Below are 10,142 nucleotides of genomic sequence, written 5' to 3'. Positions count from 1 at the left end.
GAACGACGCATACGCGCCGCCGCCGGGCGCCGCGCCCGACGCGGCGCCGCTGCCGTGGCTGCAACCGGTCGCGCCGCCGCCTGCCGCGCGGCGCGCGGCGTTTCTCGCGCTCGTCTGCGAATTCAACCTGCGGCCCGACCGATATCTGCACGTGACGCGCGTGCCGGCCGACTGGCCCGCGCGCTACCGCTCGCCCGACGCGTTCGGCCCGGCCGGCCGCAAGCTGCTCGCGCGCCATCTGCTCGACGCGAACGGCGTGGCCGAGCGTCACGACTTCGACGTCGCGAATCCGTGCGCGCGGCTCGCGCTGCTGCCCGGCGCGGCGCTCGAACAGCTCGCTTCGTATGCGGGGCTGCTGCTGCATCGCGGCTGGCTGCGCGATGCGCTCGGCGTGCGGCGCATTCGCGCGGAAATCGCGGCGAAGCTCGGCGGCGACGCGCTGGAGCTCGCGCTCGAACGCGCGCCCGAATTCGGCGCGCTCGCGGACACGCTGGAGCCGTGGCGGGCCGATCCGGCCGCGTTGCCGGTCGTGATCCGCGCGCGCGGCGGACGGCTGCTGTCGGACTTCATCGGCGTCGCGGGCGACGCGGTCGCGCGGCGCGTGCGCCTGAAATTCAATCGCGCGATCGACGACGAAGCGCCGTACTGGCTGAATCGCGCGCAGCGCGACCAGTTCGGCGAATTGCTGTTCCTGTTTCTGATTCCCGAGAGGCTTGCATCATGGGACTGGCTTTTCTGATCACGAGCGACAACCTGCAGCTGCTGTCGGAGCGCAAGGTGCTCAAGGAGCGCGAATACGCGGCGCTGCTCGATGCGTCCGCGGTGATCGCGACCGCGCGCGACGAGGCCGCGCGCATCGTCGCCGATGCGCAGCGCGAATTCGACAAGCGCCAGGCGGCCGGCTACGACGAAGGGATGCGCCGCGCACAGCGCGAGCACGCGGCGCTGACGTATACGCACGCGCTCGCCGCCGCGCGCACGATGGAATCGATGAAGGATTCGATGGCCGACATCGTCGTGAAGGCCGTGCGCGCGATCGTCGGCGAGATGAGCACGCAGAAGCTGTACGAGGCCGCGCTCGCGCGGATCGCGCCGCTCGTGCGGGACGAAGCGTTCCTGATCGTGCGCGTCGCGCCCGGCCGCGAGGACGAGATGCGCGATGCGCTCGAGCGCGCGTTCGCGGGCCAGTCGAACCGGCAACGGATCCGCATCGTCGAGGATGCGCAGCTCGAACGCCACGCGTGCACGGTCGAGACGCCGTCCGGGCGCATCGATGCGAGCCTCGACCTGCAGATCGACGCGCTGCGCCAGGCGATCCGCCGTGACGCGCTGAAAGGCGCGACGCGATGAACGCGCCGCTCGACGATCCGCGGCCGAACGGTGGCGAACGCGATGACGATCCCGCGCCGTTCGATCGCGGCCGGCTCGTCGGCGATCTCGACGCGGGGCTCGCGTTTTTCTCGCCGGTGTCGGTGCAGGGTCGCGTCAACCACGCGGTCGGGCAGATCCTGAACGCGACCGGCATTCGCGCGCGGCTCGGCGAGATCTGCGAGCTGCGCACGCCGAACCAGCCGACGCTGCTCGCCGAAGTGGTCGGCTTCTCGCGGCAGACCACGCTGCTGACGCCGCTTGGCGACGTCGCCGGCCTGTCGCCTGAGACGAGCGTCGTGCCGTCCGGCCGCGAGCACGTGTTTCCGGTGGGCGACGCGCTGTTCGGCCGCGTGCTCGACGGCCTCGGCCGGCCGCTCGACGATCGCGGGCCCGTGACGGGCGCCGCATGGGTATCGACGCAGCAGGACCCGCCGAATCCGCTCGCGCGCAAGATGATCGACACGCCGTTTCCGACCGGCGTGCGCGTGATCGACGGCCTGATGACGCTCGGCGTCGGCCAGCGCGTGGGCATCTTCGCGCCGTCCGGCGTCGGCAAGAGCACGCTGCTCGGGATGATCGCGCGCGGCGCGCAGGCCGACGTGAACGTGATCGCGCTGGTCGGCGAGCGCGGCCGCGAGGTGCGCGAGTTCATCGAGCACAGCCTGTCGCCCGAGGTGCGCGCACGTTCGATCGTCGTCGTGTCGACGTCCGACCGCCCGGCGATGGAGCGCGTGAAATCCGCGCTCGTGGCCACCGCGATCGCCGAGCATTTCCGCGATGCGGGCAAGCGCGTGCTGCTGCTGGTCGACTCGCTGACGCGTTTTGCACGCGCGCAGCGCGAAGTCGGCCTCGCGAGCGGCGAGCCGCCGACGCGGCGCAGCTTCCCGCCGTCGACGTTCGCGGTGTTGCCGCGCCTGCTCGAACGCGCGGGGCAGGGCGCGACGGGCTCGATCACCGCGCTGTACACGGTGCTCGTCGAGGGCGACGAGGAATCGGACCCGATCGCCGAGGAGGTGCGCTCGATCCTCGACGGCCATATCGTGCTGTCGCGCAAGATCGCGCTCGCGAACCGCTATCCGGCGATCGACGTGCTCGCGAGCCTGTCGCGCGTGATGCCGCTCGTCGCGAGCCGCGCGCATCAGCAGTCGGCCGCGCGCGTGCGCGAGCTGATCGCGAAGTATCAGGAGATCGAGCTGCTCGTGCAGATCGGCGAGTATCGCGAAGGCAGCGACCGGCTCGGCGATCTCGCGCTGCGTGCGCGCGACGCGATCGGCGCGTTCTGTGCGCAGGCGTCACACGACGACGTGCCCTTCGACGCGCTGCTCGCGAAGCTGACGAAACTCGCGAACGATCATGTCTGAAGCCGACGACCGCCTCGTGCTCGCGACGCTTGCGCGCCTGAAGCGCGTGCGCGAGATGCGCAGCCAGATCGCGCGCGTCGCGGCCGCGCGCCAGCAGGGCATCGCCGCGCAGAGCCGCCGCGCGCTCGATGCCGCACAGGCGCAGCTCGCGCAGCAGGTCGCCGCGAAGGCCGCGATCCAGACGCGGCTCGCCGGCGACGTGCGCGAGGCGCGCGTGCTGCAGAACGCGGCCGCCGACACCCGTACGTTCGATCGCCATATCGGTGTCGCGAATGCGACGGTCAGCGAGGCCGCGCACGTGCATCGCGATCACGAGGCGACGCTTGCCGAGTTGCAGCGCGCCGCGCGCAAGGCGAAGGCCGCCGAGGACAAGCTCGACAAGGCCGGCGAGCAGGCGCTGCACGCGCGTGCCGCACGCGTCGAGCGCGACGCCGACGAAGTCGCGGATGCGCATGCGGTGCGGCGGTTCGCGACGGCCGGTGTGTGGGCGGGCGATGCGGATGGCGCTGCGCCGGCGCCTGCCGAATTGGCCGCCGCGTTCGATGCGGAAATGGCGGAGACGGCGGGGGCGGCGGAGACGGCGGATGCGGATGCGATGGAACCGGCGGACGACGCGCCAGCGACTGAGTCGAGCACGGAAACCACCGCAACCACTGCGGCCGCTGCAACGCCGCCGATCGCGCCTGCCGCCGATACGGCTTCCGGTCCCGCCGCCGCGGAGCGCCGATGCTAGATCACGCCGCGAACTTCAACGACATCGCGGGCGCGCTGCGTCCGCTGCTCTACGTGATGCCGCGGCTGCTGCCGATCATGTTCGTCGTGCCGGTGTTCAATGAACAGATCATCACCGGCCTCGTGCGCAACGGCATCGCGGTCGTGATCGCCGCGTTCGTCGCGCCGGTGATCGATCCGGCGCAGGTCGCCGCGCTGCCGTTCCTGATGTGGTGCCTGCTCGTCGCGAAGGAGGCGGTCGTCGGAATGCTGCTCGCCGGCGCGTTCAGCGCGGTGCTGTTCGCGATCCAGGGCGTCGGCTATCTGATCGATTTCCAGACCGGCAGCGGCAGCGCCGCGTTCTTCGATCCGATGGGCGGGCACGAGGGCGGCCCGACGTCTGGCTTCCTGAATTTCGTCGCGATCGCGCTGTTCGTCACGGCGGGCGGCCTGCAGGTGCTCGTGCAATTGTTCGCGCAGTCGTATGCGTGGTGGCCGATCGGCTCGCTCGGCCCCGATTTCTCGTCGATGCTGCAGACCTTCGTCGTGCGGCAGACCGACACGATCTTCGAATGGATGGTGAAGCTCGCCGCGCCGGTGATCATCGTGCTGGTGCTGGTCGAGCTCGGCATCGGCCTCGTCGGGCGCGCGGTGCCGCAGCTGAACATCTTCGTGTTTTCGCAGCCGCTGAAGAGCGCGCTCGCGGTGCTGATGATGGTGCTGTTCCTGCCGGTCGTATATGCGTCGCTGCATGCGCTGCTGAGTCCCGACAGCGGCCTGATGGCGCTGCTGCGCGCGCTGTTCGCGCCGCATGGCGGCACGTGACGCGGCGCCGGGGCAGCAGGAGCATCCATGGCCGAAAAGGACCAGAAGCCGACGGCGAAGCGCCTGCGCGAGGCGCGTGAGAAAGGCGACGTCCCGAGGAGCGCGGAGACGATCTCGTCCGCGTTCTTCGTCGGCGTGTGCGCCGCGCTCGCGGTCGGGCTAGGCACGCTGTTCGCGCGGCTGCAGGCGCTGTTCCGGCTCGTGTTCGACACGGCCGGCGCGGCCGATCCGTCCGCGCGGCTCGCGGTGCTGATCGACGGCGCCGCGCGCGACTGGGCGATGCTGTCCGCGCAGTTCGTCGCGGCGGGGCTGCTGGCCGGCCTGCTCGCGGGCTTCGTGCAGGTGGGCGGCGTGATGGCATGGAGCCGTCTCGTGCCGCAGCTGTCGCGTCTCAATCCGGCCGAGGGGCTGAAGAACCTGTGGTCGATGCGCAACCTCGTGAATCTCGCGAAGATGCTGCTGAAGACCGTTCTGCTGGCCGCCACGCTCGGCTGGCTGATCGTCGAGTCGCTCGATCCGTCGGTGCAGTCGGGCTTCACGCGGCCGATGTCGATCCTCGCGCTGATCGTGAAGCTGCTGATGCTGCTGTTCGGCTGGGCCGCGCTGATCTATATCGTGATGGCGCTGATCGACATCGTGCACCAGCGCCACGAGTTCAACCAGAAGATGAAGATGTCGATCGACGAAGTGCGGCGCGAGCACAAGGAAGACGAAGGCGATCCGCATATCGAGGCGAAGCGCCGGCAGCTCGCGCGCGAAGCGCAGTTTTCGTCGCTGCAGGACCGGATCGGCTTCGCGTCGGTGGTCGTCTATTCGTCGAGCGTCGCGGTGGCGCTGTATTACGGCGGGATCGGCACGCTGCCGTGGGTGCTCGCGCGCGGCGAAGGCGAGGCGGCCGAGCGGATCGTGAAGCTCGCGCGCGACGCACTGCGCCCGACGCTGGCGAACGCCGGCCTCGCGCAAGCGCTGTACGACAGCACGCCGGAAAAGGCCACGATTCAGCAGCAGCATTTCCGTGAGGTCGCGCAACTGCTGAAGTGGGCGACCGGCGGCCGTTGAGTCCATGCCGCCACCGCTGCCGGCGTGGGGCCCGATCCGTCCGCGGCTTCGATTCCGCACGCTTCTTTCGTCGTACGGTATGCGACCTGCTTGACGCCGGTTTTTTTCTGGTCCTCGCCGGCATTCATCCATGAATTATTGCTGATTTATTTCTTCGTAATATGGCTCGACCGTCATCCGGACGGCCGGCCGCGAGGTTGCGCCGCGCGTGACGGAACAGGTCAACAGGGCGGGACATATCAATGTGCGGAATCGACGGCTTTCTGAATAGCGTCGCCTTCGATGAGGAGACAGCGCGCGCGACGCTCGCGCGAATGACGGCGAGCCTCGCGCATCGCGGGCCGGATGCGCAGGGCCTCTGGGTCGACCTGGAAGCCGGCATCGCGCTCGGGCACCGGCGGCTCGCGATCGTCGATCTGTCGGCCCATGGGCGGCAGCCGATGGCGTCCGCGTGCGGCCGCTACGTCATGGTCTTCAACGGCGAAATCTACAACCATCGCGAACTGCGCGCGGAGCTCGAGCGCGCCGGTCGCGCACCGGCGTGGCGCGGCCATTCCGACACCGAGGTGCTGATCGCGGCGATCGCCGCGTGGGGTGTCGACGCGACGCTGCGGCGCGCGACCGGCATGTTCGCGTTCGCGCTGTGGAACCGGTCGTCGCGGGTGCTGACGCTCGCGCGCGACCGGATCGGCGAGAAGCCGCTCTACTACGGGCGGATCGGCGACGCACTCGTGTTCGCGTCGGAACTGAAGGCGCTGCGCCGCTATCCGGGCTTCGACGGCACGATCGATCGCGACGCGCTGTGCCTGTATCTGCGCCAGTCGAGCGTGCCCGCGCCGCACACCATCTATCGCGGCATCAGCAAGCTGCCGCCGGGCACGTTCATCCAGTTCGAGCATGCGCGCGACACGCCGCGCGTGCGCGCGTACTGGACGCTCGAGCAGGCGATCGAAGCGGGCCGCGAGCGGCCGTTCGACGGCAGCGCCGACGAGGCCGTCGCGCAGCTCGACGCGATCCTGCGCCAGGCGGTCGCGCGGCAGATGGAAGCCGACGTGCCGCTCGGCGCGTTCCTGTCGGGCGGCATCGATTCGTCGGCGATCGTCGCGCTGATGCAGGCGCAGTCGGCCAGCCCCGTCGACACGTTCACCATCGGCTTTCACGAGGCCGGCTACGACGAGGCCGGCTATGCGAAGGCGGTCGCGCGCCATCTCGGCACGCGGCATACCGAGCTGTACGTGACGGCCGACCATGCGCTCGACGTCGTGCCGAAGCTGCCGGCGATCTACGACGAGCCGTTTGCCGATGCGTCGCAGATTCCGACCTTCCTCGTGGCGGAGCTGACGCGCCGTCACGTGAAGGTGAGCCTGTCCGGCGACGGCGGCGACGAGCTGTTCGGCGGCTATACGCGCTACTTCCTGACGCCGCGCCTGTGGCGCAAGCTGCATCGCGTGCCCGCGGCGGTGCGCGCGCGGATCGCCGCCGCGCTGCACGCGCTGCGGCCCGATCATGCGGATCAGCTCGCCGCGGTCGCGCAGGGCGCGTGGAGCGGCGTGGAGGCGCGCGATTCGGCGACCCGCATCGGCGACCGGCTGCACAAGCTCGGCCACGTGATGACGGCCGACAGCCGGATCGGGCTGTACCGGCTGCTGATGTCGTCGGTGCATCATCCGGAGCGCATCGCGCTCGCCGGCAAGGAGCCGCCGACGCCGCTCGATACGGCGTCCGCATGGCCGGCGCACCTGAGCTTCGCCGAGCAGGCGATGGCGATCGACACGCTCACGTACCTGCCGACCGACATCCTCGCGAAGGTCGACCGCGCGGCGATGGCGGTGAGCCTCGAGACGCGCATGCCGTTCCTCGATCATCACGTCGTCGAATTCGCGTGGCGCGTGCCCGCGTCGGTGCGTTTGCCGGAAGGGCAGTCGAAGGCGCTGCTGCGCCGGCTGCTGGACCGGTACGTGCCGTCGTCGCTGATCGACCGGCCGAAGCAGGGTTTCTGCGCACCGGTCGATCACTGGCTGCGCGGCGCGCTGCGCGACTGGGCCGACGCGCTGCTGCAGCCGTCGCGGCTGCGCGACGAGGGCTTCTTCGACGCGGCGGCGGTCGAGCGGCTGTGGCGTCAGCACCAGACGGGACGGATGAACTGGCAGCATCAGCTGTGGACGGTGCTGATGTTTCAGGCGTGGCTGGAAGGCCAGCGTGCGGCGTGAAACGGGATGACGCGCGCGTCAGGAGGACGCCGCGTCGGCGCTCACTGATCGAGACACCGCACGCACAGCCGCTTCGCCTGGCTCGCCGACAATCCGCGGCACATCATCACGACCGGACGCGCATGGCACGATGGCGGGTCGGCGGACGCGGCCGGCAACGGCAGCCGCCGCGCGCGTTCGGGCGGCGTGGTCGCGGCTGCCTCCATGCGCAGCTGCCGCGCCGGCGGCGGCACGTCGCGCACGACCGGAATCGGCTCGACGCCGCCTTCGCGCGCGTTGCGCTGCGCGCTCGCGACGACCCGGCTCACATAGCCGCTCGAGAAACCGGTCGTGAAGTTGCCGCTGTAGTAGCACGACAGCGCCGCGCGCAATGCGGCCTGAGCAGGGCGGCCGGTAGTCGACGACCGTGCGAAGCATTCGGTCAGGATCGCGCCGCCCGCCTGCAGGTTGCGGCACGGCTCGAACATCGTCGTTTCATCGAGTCCGTACTTCGCGAAATTGCGCTCGTTGACCTGCGCGAGCCCCACGCTGTAGCTGAAGCCGCGCGCCGCGAGTTCGCGCGCGGTCGCGCGCGCTTCGTCGAGCGACGCCGGCTGGCGTGTCAGGTGGCCGCCGACCACGCCGATCGCATACGGATTGAAGCCGGATTCGGTGCGCACCAGCGCGGCCAGCGTATCGGGGTCGACGTTCGGCGCGCATGCGCGCGCAAGCTGCGCGAAGCCCGCGGCGGTGCCGGCCGCATGCGCAAGGCCGTACTGCCCGCATGCGAGCGCCAGCGCGACGAGCGCGCAAAAGCATGCGGCGGCGGTTCGCAGAACGCGTGCATGCATCATCCGGCTCCGGCGACGCGATACGACAGCACGAGCCCGTGCACGAGCAGCGACCAGCCGTCGAGCGCGACGAACAGCAGCAGCTTGAACGGCACCGAGATCGTCGTCGGCGAGATCATCTGCATCCCGAGCGCGAGCAGGATGTTCGCGACCAGCAGGTCGACGACGATGAACACGATATAGACCACGAAGCCGATCTGGAACGCCTTGGTCAGCTCGGCGAGCGTGAAGCTCGGCACCAGCACGAGCAGGTCGTCGTCCTTGATGCCATCGGCGCGGTTTTTCGGCCACACCGACGTCGCGGTGCGCACGAAGAATTCGCGATCGCGCTGCCGCGTGTGCGACACGAGGAAGTCCTTGATCGGCGGCAGCGCGGCGTCGGCGAGCGCGCCGATGTCCGCGGTCGACAACTGCCCGGACGCGTCGAAGTGGCGCGCCTGCAGCGCGTCGCGGATCGACATCCCGACCGGCGCCATGATGAACAGAGACAGAATCAGCGCGATGCCGTTCAGCACGAGGTTCGGCGGCACCTGCTGGATCCCGAGCGCGGAGCGCAACAGCCCGAGCACGACCACGAGCTTCGTGTAGCTCGTCACCATCAGCGCCGCGAACGGCGCGATGCCGAGCGCGGCGATTACCGCGATCAGCGCGACCGGATTCGGCAGATTGCCCATCGTTCAGCGCTCGCGCGGCGTCGGCTGCGTCAGCGTGACGACGCGCACGCCGAGTTTCTGGCCGACCGCGATCAGATGGCCGGTGCCGATCAGCATCCCGTTCGCGACCAGATGGATCACGCTCTGGTTGATCCCTTGCTGCAGCTCGATCACCGCGCCCGGCTGCAGCGTGCCGAGTTCGCCGAGCGGGATCGACGTCGGCGGCAGTTCGAAACGCAGATCGACCGCGAGGCCGTCGAGCGAGCGCGGCGCATCGTCGGGCGACGCATCGTGCGTGCTCGCGGTCGTGGGCGGGGTGTCGTTGCGGGTCGGTTCCAAAGGCATCTCCCTGATTCGTTCGACGGTCAGCCGCGTGCCCGACGGCCGTCCGGTGATCTCCCACGCCGGCGCGGCGGGCAGCCGCGCGACGCACAGCAGGTTCTGCTCGTGTGCGCGCCAGCGCTCGATCGCGATGATGTCGCCGCCGACGACATCGGCCAGCTCGGCCATCGTCAGTTCGGTCCGGCCGATCTCGAACACGAGCGGCACCGGCAGGCTCGCGTACGCGGCGCGTATATCGGGCCGCGCGGCCGGCGGCGTCGCGAAGAACACCGAGAGCGCATCCGGCGCATCGAACAGCAGCGCGCCGTGGCAGCGCCACGCGCCGTCGGCGCGGCGCAGCTCGAAGCGCAGCGCGGCAGGCGCGGTGTGCGACACGGGCACACTCGCGGGCGGCGGCAGCAGTTCCACGCGCTGCCGCGTCGCTGCTTGCAGCACGGCCGCGAGCGGCGCGGCGAGGTCGGCGAGCAGGGCCGCGCGGATCACGGCGGGCACGGCCCGATCGGCCGCGTCGCCGAGCCACTCGCTTTCCGCGAGCGGATCGATCCACAGCGTGCCGGTGGCCGGGCCGACGACGAACCGGTATGCGTGCGCATCGGCGGCCGGCTCGGCGTCGACGCGCCAGCGCACTTCGTACGCGTGCTCGCCGAGCGTGACGGAGACGGGCGCCGTCGCGCCGTACGCATGCGACAGTCCGCGCGCGGCGGCGGCCGACAGGCGCGGCAGGTGCGGCGACGCGTCGAGTGCGACTGCGGCCGCGGCCGGCGCGGATGCAGGCGAGAT

At 70.4% G+C, this 10,142-nt stretch carries 10 protein-coding genes; 7 read left to right on the top strand and 3 right to left on the bottom strand.

Annotated elements, in window-relative coordinates:
- From BSE24067_RS31815 to asnB, 7 genes are all read left to right on the top strand, one after another.
- Positions 1-739, top strand: a 739-nt coding sequence (locus tag BSE24067_RS31815; RefSeq protein ID WP_254600371.1) for a SctK family type III secretion system sorting platform protein, incomplete at its 5' end; no start/stop codon positions are given.
- Positions 721-1,350, top strand: coding sequence for a type III secretion system stator protein SctL (gene sctL / locus BSE24067_RS31810; RefSeq protein ID WP_151068482.1), 630 nt, complete (start codon positions 721-723; stop codon positions 1,348-1,350). The genes BSE24067_RS31815 and sctL, both read left to right, overlap by 19 nt.
- A complete protein-coding gene (gene sctN, locus BSE24067_RS31805; RefSeq protein ID WP_151068483.1) occupies positions 1,347-2,732 on the top strand; it encodes a type III secretion system ATPase SctN in 1,386 nt (461 codons plus the stop codon). Before sctL ends, sctN begins: the two co-directional genes overlap by 4 nt.
- Complete coding sequence (locus BSE24067_RS31800) at positions 2,725-3,465, top strand: hypothetical protein (RefSeq protein ID WP_151068484.1); 741 nt, start codon at positions 2,725-2,727, stop codon at positions 3,463-3,465. Before sctN ends, BSE24067_RS31800 begins: the two co-directional genes overlap by 8 nt.
- Entirely contained in the window at positions 3,459-4,268 is an 810-nt protein-coding gene (sctT, locus tag BSE24067_RS31795) for a type III secretion system export apparatus subunit SctT (RefSeq protein WP_151068485.1), read from the top strand. The genes BSE24067_RS31800 and sctT overlap by 7 nt, the downstream gene beginning before the upstream one ends.
- Before the next feature lie 27 nt (positions 4,269-4,295).
- On the top strand, positions 4,296-5,327 hold the full coding sequence (locus BSE24067_RS31790; RefSeq protein WP_151068486.1) for an EscU/YscU/HrcU family type III secretion system export apparatus switch protein: 1,032 nt from the start codon (positions 4,296-4,298) through the stop codon (positions 5,325-5,327).
- A gap of 242 nt (positions 5,328-5,569) precedes the next feature.
- Entirely contained in the window at positions 5,570-7,537 is a 1,968-nt protein-coding gene (asnB, locus tag BSE24067_RS31785; RefSeq protein WP_151068487.1) for an asparagine synthase (glutamine-hydrolyzing), read from the top strand.
- Positions 7,538-7,578: 41 nt separating this feature from the next.
- Here asnB and BSE24067_RS31780 read toward each other — a convergent pair whose 3' ends face one another.
- The 3 genes from BSE24067_RS31780 to sctQ are packed head-to-tail and all read right to left on the bottom strand — an operon-like array spanning position 7,579 to position 10,142.
- Positions 7,579-8,367, bottom strand: coding sequence for a lytic transglycosylase domain-containing protein (locus BSE24067_RS31780; protein ID WP_151068488.1), 789 nt, complete (start codon positions 8,365-8,367; stop codon positions 7,579-7,581).
- Positions 8,367-9,041: a type III secretion system export apparatus subunit SctR gene (gene sctR / locus BSE24067_RS31775; protein WP_151068489.1), complete on the bottom strand. Its 675-nt coding sequence runs from the start codon at positions 9,039-9,041 to the stop codon at positions 8,367-8,369. The genes BSE24067_RS31780 and sctR overlap by 1 nt, the downstream gene beginning before the upstream one ends.
- 3 nt (positions 9,042-9,044) lie before the next feature.
- On the bottom strand, positions 9,045-10,142 hold the full coding sequence (gene sctQ, locus BSE24067_RS31770) for a type III secretion system cytoplasmic ring protein SctQ (RefSeq protein WP_174904991.1): 1,098 nt from the start codon (positions 10,140-10,142) through the stop codon (positions 9,045-9,047).

The sequence above is a fragment of the Burkholderia latens genome (assembly GCF_902499045.1).
GTDB lineage: Bacteria > Pseudomonadota > Gammaproteobacteria > Burkholderiales > Burkholderiaceae > Burkholderia > Burkholderia latens.
This window is presented reverse-complemented; position numbering and strand designations above follow the sequence as displayed.